We start from the raw sequence: 17,626 nt of genomic DNA, 5'->3' as shown, positions 1-17,626 counted from the left end.
GAGTTCCATTGACAGAACCCAGCAAGAGTACTGATTCAAGCGGCATGGACCAATTCGGTTATGCCCAGACCCTGGACCGAAGCATCGGCAAGTTCGCCAGCTTCGCGGCCGGTGTCAGCTACATCTCCATCCTTACGGGCGTTTTTCAACTTTTCTATTTCGGTTTCGCGATGGCCGGCCCGGCCTACGCCTGGTCCTGGCCGATTGTCTTCGCCGGGCAGCTGATGGTGGCCTTATGCTTCGCCGAACTGGCGGGGCGGTACCCTGTGGCCGGTTCGGTCTACAACTGGGCCAAAAGGCTCTCCTCCAGCACTTTCGCCTGGCTGGCCGGGTGGCTGCTGCTAATTTCCTCAATTATGGCCCTGGGCGCCGTGGCACTGGCCCTCCAGCTCACCCTGCCCCAGATCTGGTCCGGGTTCCAGATCATTGGTGACGGCACAGGAACCTACGACTTCGCCCTCAACGGGGTGTTGCTCGCGAGCATCATGATCAGCATCTCCACCCTCATCAACGCCTTCGGCGTGAAACTCATGACGAAGATCAACAGCGTAGGCGTCCTGGTTGAACTTGTTGCCGCGGTGTTGCTTATCCTCGCCCTTGCATGGCATATGGTCCGCGGACCCGGTGTCCTCTTCGAAACCACCGGGTTTGGGGCGGACCACCCCTTGGGCTTCTTCGGAGTTTTCATCATCGGCGCCATGGCATCGGGCTACGTGATGTACGGCTTTGATACCGCCAGCTCCCTCGGCGAAGAGACGAAGGACCCGAAACGCACAGCACCCAGGGCCATCCTGCGGGCGATCACCGCGTCCTTCGTGCTGGGCGGACTGATCCTGCTCACCGGACTCCTCGCGGCGCCGGACCTAAATGATCCCAAGCTGGGCCATGCTGACGGCGGCCTGCAATACATAGTGCTCTCCGTGCTGGGCGGCCCCTTCGGCAAAGCCTTCCTGCTGTGCATCGTGGTGGCCGTCATGGTCTGTACGCTGGCCGTCCACGCCGCCGCCATCCGCATGATGTTTGCGATGGCCCGGGACAACAACCTTCCGTTCAGCCGCCACCTGGGCAAGGTACACCCCGTCCGGAAGACCCCCACGGTCGCCGCCATCGTGATCGGAATCATCGCGATCATCCCGCTGATCGTGAACGTCTCCCAACCCGCCATTTTCACCATCCTCTCCAGCATCAGCATTGTCCTGATCTACCTCTCCTACCTGCTGGTAACCGTGCCCATGCTTCGGAACCGCCTGGCCAAAAAGTGGCCGCTGCCCGATGACGGCACCGAGCCCGGCTTCAGCCTGGGCAAATGGGGACTGCCGGTGAACATCCTCGCGGTCCTGTGGGGCGGCGCCATGACACTTAACCTCATCTGGCCACGCCCGGAAATCTACAACTCCGTGCCGCCCTTCGAGTGGTACCTGCAGTGGGGCGGGGTTCTCTTCGTCGCTGCCGTCACCCTCACAGGCGTCCTGATGTACCGACTGAAGCTTCGGCACCAGACGGGTGTCCTCGCCGGGCACGCAGCCGCAACCACAGCACCCCGGTCGCTGGGCTCCGACGAGACGAAATCGGAAGTGCCCATGAGCGTGATGTAACGGCCCGGCTCCCGGACGTGAGGCGGCCACCGCGTGATGCTCGAAACGACCCACCAAAGGACGTTTCGAAAAGAGCAAACGCGGTGGCCGCACCCATGTGCTGAATGGATCCTAGATGCTGATCAGGAGTTCCCGGGCGAGACCAAAGGACGTGATCGCCGCCTCAAGCCCGGTGCTGAGGGCTTCGATGTCGGCGGTGTGCTGCGCATCGATCCCGGCCCAGGGATTGGAGCTTTTTTGGAGTAGCAAGACCACGTGGCATCGGGCTCGAGAGCTGCGAGAAAGGCTCCATTATTTAGTCCGACGATCCGGCGCTGGGCCGCGGTAAGGCGCTCCCGGCAAGTTGGACTGAGTGCAGTTTGCAGAGGGACGACGCTGGCAGCTCCGGAGTGCGCGACACTTAAGGGACCATTGTCGGCACCGGGGGGTCACATGAGCAGATCAAGATCATCCAGCGCTATGGTTTCCGCGGCCATTCTACTCGCCTTGTCGCTTTCCGGATGCGGTCAGCAGGCAACGCCGCCGGCGTCGGACACTGCGAGCGGACCCGCCGCCTCAACCACGACACCCGCAACTCCGAGCCAAGGGCCCTCCTGGGGTGGGTCACCGAGCGCTGCTGGCGCCCCCACGGCGTCGGCGGCCTGGACTCAGTACACGACGGCGGACAGCCAGCTGACGTTCGACTTGCCCGCCGCATGGACCGTTGAGGATCCCGCCGGTGAGCTGGCAGAAGGTGGTGGCGCATTCGCTGAGGTTAAGAACCAGGCCGGGAAGCCATTGGCTACCTTGCGGACCAACATGGCCACGGGTTCCACCTGCACGCAGCGGTACCCGTACTCCATCCTGGACTCGCAGGAGATGACGGCGCTGACACAGAACGGTGCGGCGCCCCGGTACGTGTTCGAGACCCGCGGCAACGCCGAGGATCCCGGGCCAGCAGATACGCCGGGGGCTGCCTACGGCATCGTGACCGGCCCGGTGCCAGCGGGGGATTCTGCGTGCTACATGTTCCACTTCTTCCTCTGGCCGCCCAACTCAGCCATGTTCGGGGCGTTCTACGATCCCGCAAACAACGTGACGCCTGGAGAAGCAACCCTGCCGTATCTGGAGAAGGCGAAGAGGTACGCGGACACTCCCGAGTACCGGGATATCAGGAGGATGATCACCTCGCTGCGGCCGACAAGTTAGACAACCCGGAAGCGGCCGTAGCTTCCAGAACCTGCCGCCCTCGCCAGCGGCGCCGGCGGCACCCAACTGAGGTATCCGGTGAAGGATCGGCTCAAGGACGATGGTCTGGCTCGCCGCTGCGCAAAGACATGTGAGCAGGCGTGGAACGACCGGTTACTCGCCTACACTTCCATCGATTGCTTCGCGCAGGAGATCAGCATGACCGTTGTGCCGGGCGGTTTCTTCCAGAATGTGCGTAAGAACCCATCGCAGGTTCCACTGGCTTCCGTCCCGGTCAACACCCACGGACAAATCATCGAGGGAGCAGGTGAGCAATGCAGTGCGACTTCGCGCACAAGCATCCCTGTATAAATCCCGCAACTCCTGCGGGTCATCATTGGCGGCGCTGTGAAATTCCCAGTCCCGGTCTTCATCCCACGGAGCACTGCCCCAAGGCTCAAGTTCCTTTTCATCCTTGCCCAGGAACTTAACCTGGATCCAGTCGTCTTCAACGAGAGCCAGATGCTTGAGCAGCCCCCCAAGAGTCAACGTCGAGGTTGGCAGTCGACGGTTCAGATCAGCGCGTCCCAGGTCCCGGGTCTTGAGGAGGAGTGTCGCTCGCTGATAATCCAGAAACTGCTGAAGATTCGAGCTTTCATCTCCACGTGACTGCGGATCGGCTCGTTCCATGGAGGAAGTCTTACACGACTTCACTGCTGGTGGGCAATACGTCCGGTACGCCGTTCGTCATACGGACACGCAGTGGGCCGTACAGATGAGTTTGGATGTTTCGTGCAGACGATGCCAAGGAATCGGGATGGCTGGATCGTGGAAGGGCAGACCGGCGTCCGGCCATGGGCTTCGGGGATATCCTCTCCACCATGGGCACTGAGGCAACGATCATCCGCGAGGCGACTGCTGAGGACTTAGGCCTTCTCAGGGCTGCGGGCTGCCCCCACTTCTTGGAAAGCGCGATTGCGGACGCCATGGAAAGGGTCCCGCCGGCGGCCAGGACGCCGATGGTATCCAGACGGGCTTGGGCGACCAAGCCGGCGTTGGAGGAGGCGATGGCCAAGCAGCGAGTAATCCGCAGTGCTTACACATCGCCGGTGGCGGGTGCCGGTGCGGCACGTGAAACGCACCGGCACCCGGCCCCGGCATGCGACAACAGCTGGGGCACCGCAGCCGGCGCCGGTTGAACTACTGTCAGACCATGACGTCGGATGTTTCAGTAAGGGATGCAAAGGCCAGATTGCGCACGGAGGTTCGTCTCCGACGCCGGACCCGGTCGGTGGGGGAGCAGGGGTCGGCAGCGGCTGGTCTGACGGAGCAGCTGATTGCCTTGGTTCTTCACCGGGCCCCTGCTTTGGTGGGCTGCTACCTCTCCGGCGGAGATGAACCGAACACTCGGCCGTTCCTGGGGTGGGCCGCGGCGAACGGCGTGGACGTCCTCGTTCCGGTGAGCAGGCGGGACGGGCTACTGGACTGGGTGCCGGCGACAGGTGGACCTGAGCAGGCTGGGTTGTACGGCATCTCGGAGATGGTCGGTGAGGTGGTGCCCGCCAGTGTGTTTCAAAGCGTCGATTTGCTGCTTGTTCCTGCCGCGGCGGTTGACCGTTCGGGAATGCGGATGGGATGGGGCCGCGGGTATTTTGACCGGGCACTGGCTTCTCTGGAGGAGCCTCCCGCAGTGTTCGCGGTCATTTATGACGAGGAGTTCCTTGATGCGGTGCCACGCGAGAGCCACGACCGGCCCGTCGACGGAGTGATCATGCCCAGCGGGACCAGAGTGTTCTAATCAGCAACGCTGCCGGGCCGTGGCATGATATGTCCGGCTGGTGGTGTGGGGCCCGGTCAGAGGGCCTCGGTAGGGGCTGCCCGGTGGTCTATCCCGGCCGTCAGCTTGTCGATCCGGTCCAGGGCGGTGTTGAGGTGCTTGACCATCGCCCACAAGTTCGGGTGCTCGTGGCGGATTTGTTCGAGTGTGGCGCCCGCCGAGGTCAGACTGGACAGATCGTAACTGACGTTGGTGCGCGCTCCCGTCAGCGCTGCTCTTAGGGCCCCGAAGGCGACGCCCACGTCGGCGATAAGCGCAGGGTTGCCGTGGGCCGCAAGCCATTCCAGGTCCGCGACGGCATCGATGGCGCGTCCGCCGAGCAGGGCGGAGGATTTTGCGGCTTGGACAGAAGCTTTATGTATCGCCTCCTCGCGTTCGGGCCCGGGTTCGAGCCGGAAGGCGGCACCGAAGGCTTTGGATGCGGAGGAGTCGTCATCGGCCAGGTGGAGAGCAGCTTTCCGCAACGAACGCGCCCGGGTACGAACATTCTCGAGTTCAGCGCGTTGGTGCTCATCGGCGTCGGTGTATCCGGCCACCATCGACGTCAGTGACGCGGCTATGGCAAGCATCAACCCGGCCCCGGCGCCACCACCGGGGGAACCCACGGATTCCGCCAACGCCAGCGTCCACTCCTCAACCGTCGAACGCTGGGTTGTCACTGCCTCAGAATCAGTCATGATCTAAGTCTGCCGTGAAAGTGCGTGTGCCGTCACCTCACTGCCTCGCCAGCAGGAGGGACTGACCGCGGTTTTGTTGACTCCTTGAGCTAGCGAGCCGGTGCTCGTGCAAGGATGTTGACCATGCCCGAAAGGCACCGCGGCCGGCGCCGTCTGAGACTACCCACGGTTTCCCTCATGAATTTCTTTGGGATGACGCTGGGGCCCGGACCCCGGCAAGTTGCTCGGCGTCTCCCGCGCTCCGATTCACCGATACCTCCTCTAGACCAAGCGGTTGCCTCGTCCGGGGTCCCTTGGGATCCCGTGAAGAGCTGCGACACCGCGTCACTCGTGGCAGACCTTTCGGTTAAGAGGTGTGGGTTAGGATCGGGCATGCCCAAGCCGTCTACGTCTCAACGTCGCTCGTCAGCCCGAGAGGCATCTACCAAAGCCCTGAAGCGTGAGCCGGCGCGTTTACGCACGGCTGTGAGGCGTAAGCCGTTGCGATTGGGCAAGGCAGTTAAGCCTGCGCCGGTGCGTTTGCGCACGAAGGTCTTCTGGATTTTTTCCGCAGGCATCTACGTGGCGTCCATACTGGTGCCCGCGATGATGGGTTTGTGGGTGTGGATGCAGGTAGACATCATTGTGGTGCCGTTCCTGGTTCTCATCGCTCAGGCAGTGATACTGGGGGATCAGACACCTGACGGCCGCAACCTCACCATCGATGTCAACAACAGCGGTGGGAACTGCAATAGCGGGGGAGACTGCAACAGCGGGGGAGACTGCTGACCACGAATGGACACCGCCGGCTACGAATGCGGGGACTGCCCCGGGGTTTGCTGGACTCCTTGACCAGCACGCACGCCTCCGAGGACGAGACAGAACGTGTCCGCAGTGAATGGGTTCAATCCCAGCGCCTGCCGGACGAAGCAGGCGCTCGCCGGAGTCCCGGTGCCGGCAGCCGTTGCGGGACTTAGTGCCATGACGATGGCCGCCCCGTCCGGGAACAATACGCCCAGGGCCGGACCGCTAAACCACGACAATGGGCCGAACCACGCTTTAGCCGAACACGGCATCCGTGTCGAACTGACGGCAACCGAACAACTCACGAAGGAAACGAATGGCGATCCACGAGCTCCACGCCGCGCCCGAAACCACCGCCGACGCGTATTCGCGGGCCCACTCCCCGGTACTCGTCGTCGATCCCGGGGACACGATAGTTGTGGATTCCCTGGACGCGTCGGGCTACCTCTCCCGGCAGACGACTCCGGGGGAGCAGCAACCGCGGATGTTCGCTGAGCGGCGTGGGCATTGCCTTACCGGACCCATCGCGATTCGCGGAGCGATGCCGGGCGACATGCTCGCGCTGCACCTCATCAATCTCCGCCCGGGGGACTGGGGCTGGACTGTCGCCGGTGCCCGTGATTCCCCGATCACGAAGCGGCTCAACATCGGCGCGGACGCGCCGTCGTGGCTGCTGTGGGACCTCGACTCCGAGCTCGGAACGGCCACGGAAAGCCGCGGCTTCCGTCGTTCACTCGCGCCGTTCCTCGGAGTGATGGGACTCGCTCCCGCGGAGGAGGGCGAGCACTCGACCACGCCTCCGCGCGCTGCGAACGCCGGCAACATCGATTGCCGCGAGCTCGTGGAGGGCTCTACCCTCTACATTCCTGTCGCGGTGCCTGACGCGCTGCTCTACCTTGGCGACGGTCACGCGGCCCAGGGAGACGGTGAGGTCGGCGGCACAGCCATCGAGTGTCCCATGCGCACCGAGGCGAAGGTCGAAATCGCGCTGGATCGGCCGCTCGCGACGCTTCACGCAGAAACGCCGGGAGGCAGAATCACCTTCGGTTTCAACGAAGACCTCAACCTCGCGATGGGTGATGCGCTGGATGCCATGGTGATCTGGATGACCAGGATCTACTCGGTCGACAAGCCCACGGCTCTCGCCCTAGCGGGCACGGTCGTTGATCTGCGGATAACCCAGGTCGCCAACCAGGTTTGGGGCGTGCACGCCGTGCTGCCAAACGGTGCGCTCGCGTGACCGCGTTCAGGCCCGTCGCCGACCGCATGCTGGAGGCGGAGCGCTGATTCAAGGAACCCACCGATACGAGAAAAGAGTGTGGAGTGGCGGAAGGACCGTCGTGATTAGGCGACGTCGGCCAAACTTCCGCGACTGCGGCCTTCACCAGGGTCAACCAACCGGTTCTTTGTCTGGTCGGAGCACCAGCATTGGGCGAGACGTTACTGGCCACGGCCGTACACGGGGCGGTGGCTTTACCGGCATGCCGTCCAATCAGTGGACCGTGCCACACTCCTATCCCATCGGTTTTATCCCGAACGGCGTGCGGCTAACTACAACATGAAGCGCCCCTTGGCGGCGCTCCCGAGACCTTTCATGGCGCTGATGGGAACCCGTGGTCAGCAAGATTCCGGCTGATTTCGTAGCGGCGCGGCTGGGAAAGGCAAAATTGGGGTGTGGACAGTGTTTGCAGGGGCGGGAGTCCGGTTCGAGTCCCACCTCGGGCGCAGTGTTTCCACAGGTCAGGGTCTTTCGAGTTTCTTCGTGTGGACAGCGTCCACACCCTCGCCTCTGATCTGGGGTTCCGGGTGGGTGAGTGAGGTCCCGGATAGAGCCATCCGGTGGAAGCGAAACTGCAGCGGATTCGTCGCGGCGAGTTTGGCAGCGTCCGGAAGTGGATCGGCTTGCGCGCGATGGAGCGCCTGTTGGGGTACTGGCCAAAGGGAAAAATCCGGGTCTTGCTCATGCCTGTTGGCCCGGGGCCGGATGATGCGGCGCTGGGTGGCGGCAGCGATGGCTGCGGTGCGGTTGTTCAAGCCGAGTTTGCTGTAGATGTGGCCCAGGTGGGTTTTCACGGTTGCCTCGGAGATGAAGATTTGTTTGGCGGTGGCGCGGTTGGATAGCCCGGTGGCGAGCAATTCGAGTAGTTGGACTTCCCGCGGGGTGAGGCTGGGCGCGGGGTTATTGATTCGGCCCATGAGCAGGGCTGCGACTCTTGGGGCCAGTGCCGTCTGACCGGCGGCGGCGGCCAGTACTGCCTGGTGGATTTGTTCGGGAGGGGCGTCCTTGAGCATGTAGCCGCTGGCCCCTGCTTCCACCGCGGCCAGGATGTCGGCGTCCGTGTCGTAGGTGGTCAGGATCAGGACCGGCGGAGGTTCCTTGAGCAGTTTGATGCGCGATGTGGCTGTGACTCCGTCCATTCCGGCGCCCATTTGCAGGTCCATGAGCACGACGTCAACCCGGTCACCCAGAACCTGCAGCCGTTTCAGTTCCTTGAGAGCTGCTTACCCGTCGGCTGCTTCGGCTGCTATCGAGATGCCTTCGAAAGGCGGTGAGCATCGCCCTGAGCCCGGCCCTGGCGACGGGATGGTCATCGACTAGCAGAATGCGGATATCCTTCATGGCTTTTCCCTACTGGGAGTCTCGTCCAGGGGAAGGCGGAGGGCTACTGCCGTCCCCTCCCGGGGGCCGACTCTAGGTCAAGTGAACCGTTGAGTGCACTTATCCGTTGCTGCAGCGAGAGGATCCCGTAACCGCTCCCATCCGTCCGGGCCTGTGTCCGTGCCGCCAATCCGGCGGGTTCAAAGCCGGCACCGTCATCATAGATGTCCATCGTGATTTCACTGCCTAGAAATGCGACCGTGACCACGGCGTTGCCGGCTCGGGCGTGGTCTCTGACGTTGGCGAGGCTGGCCTGGGCGGCCCGGAGCAGGGTCACCCGGTATGGCTGTGGCAGCTCCACGGGGTCACCGTCGGGTTCGAACCTGCACCGCAACCCCAGGCCGCGGGCAGCGGCGCTGGTTTAGGTGCTTTCGCAGAGTCGGCGCAGACTCTCGATCAGGGAAGCTCCCTGCAGCTGCGGGGACGAGAGTCCGCGCACGAAACTGCGGGCCTCTGCCAGGTTCTCCGACGCGGTCTGCTGAACCAGCGCAAAAAGTGCAGCGGCGGTAGCAGTGTCCCCGTCCGCGAGCGACTCTTCCACCGCGCGGGCCACCAGCACGATGCTCGAGAACCCCTGGGCGAGGGTGTCGTGGATTTCCCGAGCCCGCCGTTCGCGCTCGGCCAGGACGCCGGCGTCATGTTGGGATGCGGCCAGTTCCGCGCGGGTCCGGCGGAGTTCATCGGCGGCACGGCGCTGGTTATCGGCTTCCCGGTAGAGCGCCCGGTAGGCAAGTCCGGTCACGATGGAAAACGCCGCACCGAAGAGCGGGCCAATGACGACCGCTGGCTGGGGAACGGGGAGCCCGCTGGCGGTCCATTGGGCGGCAATGACCGCCGCCGTCATCAACGCGATCGCCGTAAGCGCAGCAGGTGCAGGTGGAGGAAGAAGAGGGGAAACGCTAACCACGCGAAGTCCCTACTTCCGGCCAGGAGGAGGAACCACAAAGCCGTGACGATTCCCAGCCACAGGACGCCGTAGGGTCGCGGATCGAAGCCCGTTCCGGCGGCGGCGAAGCGCTTCTCCAGGATGGTGCCGGTGGGGTGAACACCGGCCAGTACCAACGCCTTCCCGGCCAGGGCATACTGCACGGAATCCGCCACGCCGGATATCTGGAGCCGCAGGAGGGCTACTGCGAGCAGTGCGGCGAAGCCTACGTGCAGTGTCACCCTCAGTACGCGCAGGATCGCAACGGAGGGCGCTGTATCGGGACCGCCGGGCAGGCCCTTGCCCGGCCCTGAGAAACAGTCCCTGTCCGGCGCGGGGAGGGGTATGTGGCGGGCATTGGATCAGCCTATGCGCCCCCGGCCGGGCCGGGTCAACCAAAAGGTTGATAGGGGAATCAACCATTCGTCCGCCCCATATCAACCACCTGCACGATGGCGCGCGCCCTTGCCCGCGGAAGGGTGGAGACAGGAGCTTTTCCGCCCCGCGTCACCCATTGAAAGAAGAGAAAACGTGTTTCTTGCTATCCGCGATATCCTCTTTGCCAAGGGCCGGTTCGCCCTGATGGGCGGCGTCGTCGCCCTGATCACCCTGCTGCTGGTCATGCTCTCAGGGCTCACCGCCGGCCTGGGCGACCAGTCAACCTCGGCCATCGAGAAATTGGGCGCGGTCCACGGCAGCGGAGTCACCACCCGGGTAGTGGACAGCATCGCGTTCGGTGCACCCGGCACCAACGAGCCCAAGGCGTCCTTCACCGAAAGCGAAGTCACCGCCCCGCAGCTCGAGAGCTGGAAGAACCGGGCCGGCGTGCAGGACGCCGAAGCCCTGGGCATCAGCCAAACCCGTTTCCAGGCCGTGGCCGAGGGCACCGGAGCCGGTACCGGCACCACCAACGTCGCCGTGTTCGGCGTCGCACCCGAGGGGCAGCTGGCACCGGCCCGCGTCAGCGCTGACACTGTCGTGATCGGAACATCCGTAGCCAAGGCCCTTTCCCTGGACACCGGGGACAAGGCCAACGTCGGAGGCACCGAACTGACTGTCAGCGCCGTCGTCGAGGACCAGTGGTACTCCCACACCAGCGTCGTCTGGACTGCCCTTCCCACCTGGTCCAAGCTCGCCCACCTGTCCGACCCGGGACAGGTCGGAACCGTCGCCGCCATCACGTACAAGGACGGTGCCACCGTGGACGAAGCCGCCGCCAACATCGCAGCCCACACCGTCAGCGCTTCCCGCACCGGATCCTTCCAGGCCCTGGGCTCCTACAAGAGCGAGAACGGCTCCCTGACCCTGATGCAGGCCTTCCTCTACGGCATCTCCGCCCTCGTCATCGTGGCCTTCCTGACGGTCTGGACCGTCCAGCGGACCCGCGACATCGCGGTGCTCAAAGCCATGGGCGCCTCCGGCGGGTACGTCCTGCGCGACGCCATCACCCAGGCAGCCATCGTCCTGCTCGCCGGGGCCGGAATCGGCGGCGGGATCGGTGTCCTCGGCGGGTTTTTCGCAGCCAAGGCAGCCCCTTTCCTGGTCACCCCCGCAACCACACTTCTGCCCATCCTCGGGATCATCGCCCTTGGCCTGGCCGGCGCAGCACTTGCCGTCCGCCGCGTCACCAAAGTCGATGCCCTCATCGCCCTCGGCGGCAACTAAGCCCTCCCGCCGGCCGGCCCGTCCCGTCCGCAGCACCTGCAGAATCCTCCCCGAGCACATCATCCAAGGAAGTCCCACCATGTCCTCCACCCCCAGCCCTCTCAACCTGGTCAACGTCACGCTCGAATACCCGGACGGCGACGGAACCATCACAGCCCTGGACACCGTGAACCTCACGGTCCAGGCCGGGCAAATGATCTCCCTCGTCGGACCATCGGGATCCGGCAAATCCAGCCTCCTGGCCGCCGCAGCCACCCTCGTCCGCCCCACCCACGGCCTGGTACTGATCGACGGCACGAACGCCACCGGGCTCGGCGACAAAGACCTCACTGCACTCCGGCGCGAGAAAATCGGCGTCATCTTCCAACAGCCCAACCTGCTCGCGTCCCTGACCGCCGCCGAACAACTCATCATCGGCGACCACCTGCGCGGGAAGTCCGTCAAAGCCGCCCGCGCCAGAGCCGCAGAACTGCTCGACGTCGTCGGACTCGCCTCCAGCGCGGACAAACGTCCCCACCAGCTCTCCGGCGGTCAGCGCCAACGGGTCAACATCGCCCGGGCCCTGATGGGTGATCCCAAGGTCCTGCTCGTGGACGAGCCCACCGCGGCCCTGGACCACGAACGCAGCGATTCCATCGTCCGGCTCCTGCGCCGCGTCACCGACGACTTCAAGGTCGCCACCGTCATGGTGACCCACGACACAGAATTCGTCCCGCTGACCGACTCCGTCGCCACCATGCGCGACGGGAAGCTCACTGCCCCCGTACTCACCAACGCCTAACCTCCACCGCGTGTCCGCAAAATCACACCCCTCCCCGGCACCAGCGCGGGAACCCGCCCGCCACCCCCATCAAGTCAAGGACCACCACTATGAAAAAGCTCTATTACGCCGCCCTCACCTACATGATCGCCGGACTGGTTTCAGGGCTCTTATACCGCGAATTCACCAAAGCCAACGACTTCACCGGCGACAGCCAGCTTTCCGTGGTCCACACACACCTTCTGGCACTAGGCATGCTCTTCTTCCTCACCGTCCTGGCACTGGACAAAACTTACGACCTCTCCGCCGTGCGCATGTCCAACGCGTTCTTCTGGACCTACAACGCCGGCCTGGTACTCACCACGGCGATGATGGTCCTCAGCGGAGTCCTCACCGTTCAGGGCGCCACCCCGTCCGCTGCGATCGCCGGCATCTCCGGGCTGGGCCACATCGGCCTTACCGCCGGCCTGGTCCTCCTCTTCATCACCCTCGGCAAGCGCGTCTCCGGCAAGGCCACGTCCGAGGCCGAACTCACCACCGCCAACTGACCCGACTCTGACCCGGAACCTAAGACACTCCGTAGTTTTCGCGGCCCTCCTGCCAACAGCGGGAAGGCTCGGGGACCGCATCGGCCGGCGGCGGCTCTTCATCGCCGGGGTGCTCGTCTTCGTTCTAGTAGCCTGCTGGCGGCAGCGGCGCAGGAAGTCACCCCGGTCATCAGCGCCCGTGTCATCCAGGGAATCGGAGGGGCGCTGGTGCTGCTCACCACCCTGTTCACAGTCAACGCCCATTCCGGGGTAAAGGCCGTGCCACCGCTTTTGGAATCTGGGGTGCTCCTGGCCTTCGGTCTGATCGAAGGAAGCTCGCATGGCTGGTGGACGCCCGCAGCGTCCTTAACCGTGCTCGGGATGACCTGGCCCGTCACCGCGCCCATTTCGGCTGCCCCCGTGTCCCTCCTCACCGGGGCAGGGTTTCTTACGCTCTTTGTCCTCTGGGAACGGCACCGCGCCCGGATTGGACGGTCCGTGATACCGGACCTGGAGCTGTTCAAGACCGGTACTTTCCGGTGGAAAACCTTACGGCCATGGTCGCGGCGCCCTTCCCGCTCGTTGGTACATGATTTGTTCGGGAAGGAGGACCAAGCCGCCATGACGCTCATCGATTTGCCAGCACGCGGGTTGCCCCTCCGTGGCGGTGCTCGCTCCGTGCCGCCGGTCGAGCTTCGATGGAGCTTCCCGGAGCGTGTGGTGTACAGCGGACCGGAAACTCACGGGAGATGGGACGGCCCCGCCGCGATCATCTCGGCTGGCCGGTGGCCCGCGAAGGGGACAAAAAGAAGGTGTGGACCGTGTCTACACTAAAGGCTTCGGATCGGGTCGTACTGGTGCCGGACTGGGCCGGTGTGCGGAGATTTTCGAGGGAGTGGCGGATATGCAAGGGCTGGAACCGGTTCGAGTCCCACCTCGGGCACGTGCTTTCCCGGCTGAGGGGCTTGTGGGCCACTTACTGTGCACAAACTGTGCACTGATGGGCCCCTTCGGGGGCCCTCTTTTGTTGGGGCGTAACCTCCTTTTGTATCTGTGTAGCGGTTTCGCTCGTTATCTGTTCATGGAGGGGAGGGCCGGGAACTACATGATCTAGCGCCGGCCGCGCAGGCGCCGCTGCTTTGGACGGTTTATATCTTCGAGTCATGACTGTTCACGGAGTTATTCCCAAAATGATGCATGACTCTGAGCGTCTCGTTGACGGGTCCGGCTGAGTGGCAGATGCGTCGCGGTCCATTGCTTTGCCCAAGATATGGATGAGCTTCTTACGACGCGCGACGATCAGCGGGTCCGCGAAGGTTCTCAACTATCGGGCCGGCAGCCACGAAGCCGAGGCCGAGGATCGCGGACAGCCAGGGCCCAGCAATTAGGGGGCGTCGGCGCACGCGACCTCGACAACGCCCTGCCCAGCAGGACCACCGAAGCGCTCTATGAACGCGGACCCCGGGTGCTATTCGCCGGTCGGATCCTCCGTCCGTTCGATCTCCTCGCAAGCTATCGGCGGGTTCGTGTCAGTTCTTTTGGTGCCCCCAGGCTGGTGGAGAACTCCATGGCGACCCTAGCGGCGAGGACTCCTGCCTGCTCAAGATGCCGGCCGAATCGCTGTTTGGGGGCACTGACATTGAAGGCCGCGATTATCCGTTGCTTGAAGTCGTATACGGGAGCGGACACGCCCACGACACCGAGTTCGAATTCCTCATCCACCACTGCGTAACCTCGCCGACGAATCTGGGTCATTTCGGCGCAGAGCTCCTCGAACGTCTCGATCTTAAAGGGCGCGTGCTCGTTGGGGGTGACCTGTCCGGACTCCAGGGCCAAAGGGGAGAGGCCTTGGCTTCCGGGGCCTCGTTCTTCTGGGTTCCTGGACGCGTGAACGTCGTACCAGTCCCGGAGGGCTGCGGTGTCCCAATCACTTATCAGGACCCGGCCGGAGGATGTCCCCCAGGCGTCCACACTGACCCCTTCCCATCCAAGGGCCCGGTAGGTGTGGTTGGACATTTCGCTCTTCAATGTCAGCACCGTGCCGCCCCGCAGCACGCATAGGTGGGTGGTTTCATGAGTGGCGGCCGAAACCCGCTTCAGATATGGGGCTGAGACGCTGACCATACGGGCTTCGGCTGTCCTGGCCGCCAAAGCGTAAAGTCCGTAGCCGAGGCTGTACAGCAGGGTGTCCGGGTCGCGGCTGACCAGTCCGGCTTCCGCGAGGGTGGCCAGGGTGCGCGATACCTGTGCTTTGTCCCGGCCCGCAGTCTCGGCCACTTTGCTGACGCCGAGCCCGGAGGCCGCGACGGCTTCCGGCGAGCCGAGGATCTCCAGCAGTTCTAGGTCTCGGCGCAGTCCGGAGGAGTTGCGCCGAGCGGGCCGGCTGGATCCGTCGCGTGGGCTTTGGGGGGTGTAGGTCACTCTATGACCCTAACAAGGGGCGGTTGACATATCAACAACTCGTATTGCGCGGAGGGGAACTTCGCCTCTAGGGTTGTGGCATGGCTCACGTCGAAGTGGGCAAGATCCTTGACCCGACGAAGTGAAAAGGAGGATCACGTTGAACGACTCGTTTTTCACGGACTTGGGGACGTTCCTTACCAAGAGATCGGCGGACATTGCCGCATCCGCTACGGAGCACCTGGTGGTTGTGCTGGTATCCCTGCTGATCGCCACCGTCGTCGGCGTCGGCGTCGGCCTGCTTGTTTGGGACAGGCCCATTGGCCGGTCGGCCGTCATCGCCGGCGCAGGAGTGGGACTGACCATTCCGTCCATGGCATTGCTGGCCCTGCTGATCCCCGTGCTGGGGCTCGGATGGACCCCCACGATCGTGGGCCTGGCTTTCTACGCGCTGCTCCCCATCATCCGGAATACCGTGGTGGGCCTGCGGGAAGTCCCGCCCGCCGTTTCCGAATCTGCGCTGGGCATGGGTATGGGAAGGGTCAGGACCTTGTTCCGTGTCCAGTTGCCCATGGCCTGGCCTGTCGTCCTCACCGGTGTGCGCGTCTCCGCCCAGCTCTCGATGGGAATCGCCGCTATCGCGGCATACGTGGGCGGCCCTGGGCTGGGCGAAATGATCTTCAAGGGCCTTTCGAGTCTCGGCTCCAAGAACGCCCTCAACTTCGCGATCGTCGGCACCGTCGGCGTGATTGTGCTTGCCCTCCTGCTGGATGGGGCATTCGTGCTCATCCGGCGACTCACTACCTCAAGGGGACTTCGTGCCTGATTCACTCTCCCACCCGGCTGCCGGCGCCCGAATCGTCCTACGGGACGTCACCAAGACCTATCACGGCCAGGCAGCCCCCGCGGTCGACTCATTTTCCATGGATATCGCCCCCGGCGAACTGATCATGTTTGTAGGCCCCTCAGGCTGTGGAAAAACCACGACCATGAAGATGATTAACCGCATCATCGAGCCCACGTCCGGGTCCATCACCATCGACGGGGAAGACATCCTGTCCCTGAACCCCAATGAACTCCGCCGGCGGATCGGCTATGTGATCCAGCAGATCGGATTGTTCCCGCACATGACAATCGCCGAGAACATTTCCGTGGTTCCCCGGCTTCTTGGCTGGGACAAACGTAAGATCCAGTCACGGGTCGAAGAATTGCTGTCCGTTGTTGAGCTGGATCCCAAGACGTACGCATCCCGGTACCCGCGGCAGCTCTCCGGCGGACAGCAGCAGCGCGTCGGGGTGGCGCGAGCCCTTGCCGCGGATCCTCCCGTGATGCTCATGGATGAGCCTTTCGGTGCCACGGACCCCATCACACGCGAGAAACTGCAGAGCGAATTCCTGCGTCTACAGGAAAAAATGAGCAAGACCATCGTGTTCGTGACCCATGACTTCGACGAAGCAGTAAGGCTCGGAGATCGTATCGCCGTGCTGTCCGAGCGCTCCCAGATCGAGCAATTCGATACCCCTGCAAACATCCTGGCCAACCCCGCCAACGACTACGTCTCCCAGTTCGTGGGCCACGGGGCGGCGCTCAAGCGTCTGGGCCTCATCCCGGTGCATCAGGCGACGCTGGGGTCCAACGTCGCCGTCCGGGGAGCCATTGAGGTCAGCGTCAACGATTCGCTCCGCGACGCCCTCGACTCCCTCGTTCTCTCTGGCGGGTCCCCGGTGGCCGTGCTCAATGAACAACGCCGGGTGGTTGGATCCATCGACATCGAAAGGATCTCCGCCGTACTCGGCGCCGAAATCGTTCCCGCTGCCCTGGCCGGGGGAGTCCGGCCATGACAGCCCAGGCCACCCGGGACCTGTCCACAGCTTTCGGAACCGCCTCCAACCGGCGTGGAAAGTATTTCTCCGTCAAGCGGTTCGGCACTCCGATTGTCATTGTGCTTGCCCTGCTGACGCTGTACGCGTGGATCTCCTCGCTGCAGTTGGACTCGATCGAGCTGCGCACCCTGAACTGGACCTACCTTCAGGACCGAACGTTCGAACATCTCCGCCTCACCGTGGTGGCCTCCGCGATTGTGGCCGCCATCGCCATTCCCGCCGGCATCGCCCTCAGTCGGGTCCACTCCAAATCCGTGCATGCCGTTGTCTTCGGCATCGCCAACGTGGGTCAATCCACACCAGCAATCGGCCTGGTGATTCTTCTGGCGATCATCTGGCAACCCGGTTTTGAAGTGGCATTGGTGGGATTGGTCGCCTACTCCGTCCTGCCGGTCCTGCGGAACACACTCGTGGGCCTGGAACAGGTGGACTCCAGCCTCACCGAAGCTGCCCGCGGAATGGGCATGCGCCCCCTCCAAGTCCTCACCCGGGTCGAGCTTCCGCTGGCTATTCCGGTCATCGTTGCCGGGCTTCGCACCGCCCTGGTGTTCTGCGTCGGGGTGGCGACCGTTGCCACGTTCATCAATGCCGGAGGCCTGGGCGACATGATCGTCAACGGACTCAAGCTGCAACGCTGGCCCGTCCTGATAACCGGCGCCGTCGTGGTCTCCTGCATCGCCCTGAGCATCGACTGGCTCGCCGGACTGGCCGAAGATCTCCTCAAACCCAAAGGCATGTAGCCACTTCC

The 17,626-nt window shown here is 63.7% G+C and carries 16 protein-coding genes and 2 pseudogenes; 12 read left to right on the top strand and 6 right to left on the bottom strand.

Annotated elements, in window-relative coordinates; genetic code table 11:
• The first annotated feature begins 44 nt into the window (after nucleotides 1–44).
• Nucleotides 45–1,595, top strand: coding sequence for an APC family permease (locus RCH15_RS13275; RefSeq protein ID WP_326961171.1), 1,551 nt, complete (start codon nucleotides 45–47; stop codon nucleotides 1,593–1,595).
• A gap of 111 nt (nucleotides 1,596–1,706) precedes the next feature.
• On the opposite strand, the gene RCH15_RS13270 is transcribed toward RCH15_RS13275, so the two are convergent.
• Entirely contained in the window at nucleotides 1,707–1,850 is a 144-nt protein-coding gene (locus RCH15_RS13270; RefSeq protein WP_326961136.1) for a hypothetical protein, read from the bottom strand.
• A gap of 245 nt (nucleotides 1,851–2,095) precedes the next feature.
• On the opposite strand from RCH15_RS13270, the gene RCH15_RS13265 reads away from it, so the two are divergent.
• Nucleotides 2,096–2,302 (top strand): hypothetical protein, encoded by a 207-nt coding sequence (locus RCH15_RS13265; RefSeq protein ID WP_326961135.1) that lies wholly within the window; start codon nucleotides 2,096–2,098, stop codon nucleotides 2,300–2,302.
• On the top strand, nucleotides 2,280–2,783 hold the full coding sequence (locus RCH15_RS13260; protein WP_326961134.1) for a hypothetical protein: 504 nt from the start codon (nucleotides 2,280–2,282) through the stop codon (nucleotides 2,781–2,783). Before RCH15_RS13265 ends, RCH15_RS13260 begins: the two co-directional genes overlap by 23 nt.
• Before the next feature lie 153 nt (nucleotides 2,784–2,936).
• Here RCH15_RS13260 and RCH15_RS13255 read toward each other — a convergent pair whose 3' ends face one another.
• Nucleotides 2,937–3,452, bottom strand: a complete 516-nt coding sequence (locus RCH15_RS13255) for a DinB family protein (protein WP_326961133.1) — start codon at nucleotides 3,450–3,452, stop codon at nucleotides 2,937–2,939.
• A 523-nt stretch (nucleotides 3,453–3,975) separates the two neighbouring features.
• Between RCH15_RS13255 and RCH15_RS13250 the strand changes: the two genes are divergently transcribed.
• A complete protein-coding gene (locus RCH15_RS13250; RefSeq protein WP_326961132.1) occupies nucleotides 3,976–4,560 on the top strand; it encodes a 5-formyltetrahydrofolate cyclo-ligase in 585 nt (194 codons plus the stop codon).
• Between the two features lie 56 nt (nucleotides 4,561–4,616).
• Here RCH15_RS13250 and RCH15_RS13245 read toward each other — a convergent pair whose 3' ends face one another.
• Nucleotides 4,617–5,276: a cyclodeaminase/cyclohydrolase family protein gene (locus tag RCH15_RS13245; protein ID WP_326961131.1), complete on the bottom strand. Its 660-nt coding sequence runs from the start codon at nucleotides 5,274–5,276 to the stop codon at nucleotides 4,617–4,619.
• A 513-nt stretch (nucleotides 5,277–5,789) separates the two neighbouring features.
• Between RCH15_RS13245 and RCH15_RS13240 the strand changes: the two genes are divergently transcribed.
• Nucleotides 5,790–6,044, top strand: coding sequence for a hypothetical protein (locus RCH15_RS13240; RefSeq protein WP_326961130.1), 255 nt, complete (start codon nucleotides 5,790–5,792; stop codon nucleotides 6,042–6,044).
• A 331-nt stretch (nucleotides 6,045–6,375) separates the two neighbouring features.
• Entirely contained in the window at nucleotides 6,376–7,299 is a 924-nt protein-coding gene (locus tag RCH15_RS13235) for an acetamidase/formamidase family protein (RefSeq protein ID WP_326961129.1), read from the top strand.
• Nucleotides 7,300–8,039: 740 nt separating this feature from the next.
• Here RCH15_RS13235 and RCH15_RS13230 read toward each other — a convergent pair.
• Together RCH15_RS13230 and RCH15_RS19105 are read right to left on the bottom strand one after the other, a co-directional pair.
• A pseudogene (locus RCH15_RS13230) lies at nucleotides 8,040–8,679 on the bottom strand (response regulator); the annotation flags it as partial.
• Nucleotides 8,676–9,939, bottom strand: a pseudogene (locus RCH15_RS19105) (sensor histidine kinase). The pseudogenes RCH15_RS19105 and RCH15_RS13230, both read right to left, overlap by 4 nt.
• Nucleotides 9,940–10,174: 235 nt before the next feature.
• Between RCH15_RS19105 and RCH15_RS13210 the strand changes: the two are divergent.
• The 3 genes from RCH15_RS13210 to RCH15_RS13200 all read left to right on the top strand — a co-directional run bounded on the left by RCH15_RS13210 (nucleotide 10,175) and on the right by RCH15_RS13200 (nucleotide 12,616).
• The gene (locus RCH15_RS13210; protein WP_326961125.1) at nucleotides 10,175–11,308 is read left to right on the top strand and encodes an ABC transporter permease; all 1,134 of its coding nucleotides are present in this window, start codon (nucleotides 10,175–10,177) and stop codon (nucleotides 11,306–11,308) included.
• Between the two features lie 79 nt (nucleotides 11,309–11,387).
• Complete coding sequence (locus RCH15_RS13205; RefSeq protein WP_326961124.1) at nucleotides 11,388–12,089, top strand: ABC transporter ATP-binding protein; 702 nt, start codon at nucleotides 11,388–11,390, stop codon at nucleotides 12,087–12,089.
• A gap of 89 nt (nucleotides 12,090–12,178) precedes the next feature.
• Nucleotides 12,179–12,616 (top strand): DUF2871 domain-containing protein, encoded by a 438-nt coding sequence (locus RCH15_RS13200; RefSeq protein ID WP_326961123.1) that lies wholly within the window; start codon nucleotides 12,179–12,181, stop codon nucleotides 12,614–12,616.
• Between the two features lie 1,491 nt (nucleotides 12,617–14,107).
• Here the strand turns inward: RCH15_RS13200 and RCH15_RS13195 are convergent.
• On the bottom strand, nucleotides 14,108–15,016 hold the full coding sequence (locus RCH15_RS13195) for an IclR family transcriptional regulator (RefSeq protein WP_326961122.1): 909 nt from the start codon (nucleotides 15,014–15,016) through the stop codon (nucleotides 14,108–14,110).
• A gap of 139 nt (nucleotides 15,017–15,155) precedes the next feature.
• Between RCH15_RS13195 and RCH15_RS13190 the strand changes: the two genes are divergently transcribed.
• The 3 genes from RCH15_RS13190 to RCH15_RS13180 are packed head-to-tail and all read left to right on the top strand — an operon-like array spanning nucleotide 15,156 to nucleotide 17,618.
• A complete protein-coding gene (locus tag RCH15_RS13190; protein ID WP_409017513.1) occupies nucleotides 15,156–15,821 on the top strand; it encodes an ABC transporter permease in 666 nt (221 codons plus the stop codon).
• Nucleotides 15,814–16,836, top strand: coding sequence for an ABC transporter ATP-binding protein (locus RCH15_RS13185; RefSeq protein WP_326961121.1), 1,023 nt, complete (start codon nucleotides 15,814–15,816; stop codon nucleotides 16,834–16,836). Before RCH15_RS13190 ends, RCH15_RS13185 begins: the two co-directional genes overlap by 8 nt.
• Nucleotides 16,833–17,618, top strand: coding sequence for an ABC transporter permease (locus RCH15_RS13180; protein ID WP_326961120.1), 786 nt, complete (start codon nucleotides 16,833–16,835; stop codon nucleotides 17,616–17,618). Before RCH15_RS13185 ends, RCH15_RS13180 begins: the two co-directional genes overlap by 4 nt.
• Nucleotides 17,619–17,626 lie beyond the last annotated feature (8 nt).

It is taken from the genome of Arthrobacter sp. MP_M4, from assembly GCF_035984855.1.
Lineage (GTDB): Bacteria > Actinomycetota > Actinomycetes > Actinomycetales > Micrococcaceae > Arthrobacter.
This window is presented reverse-complemented; position numbering and strand designations above follow the sequence as displayed.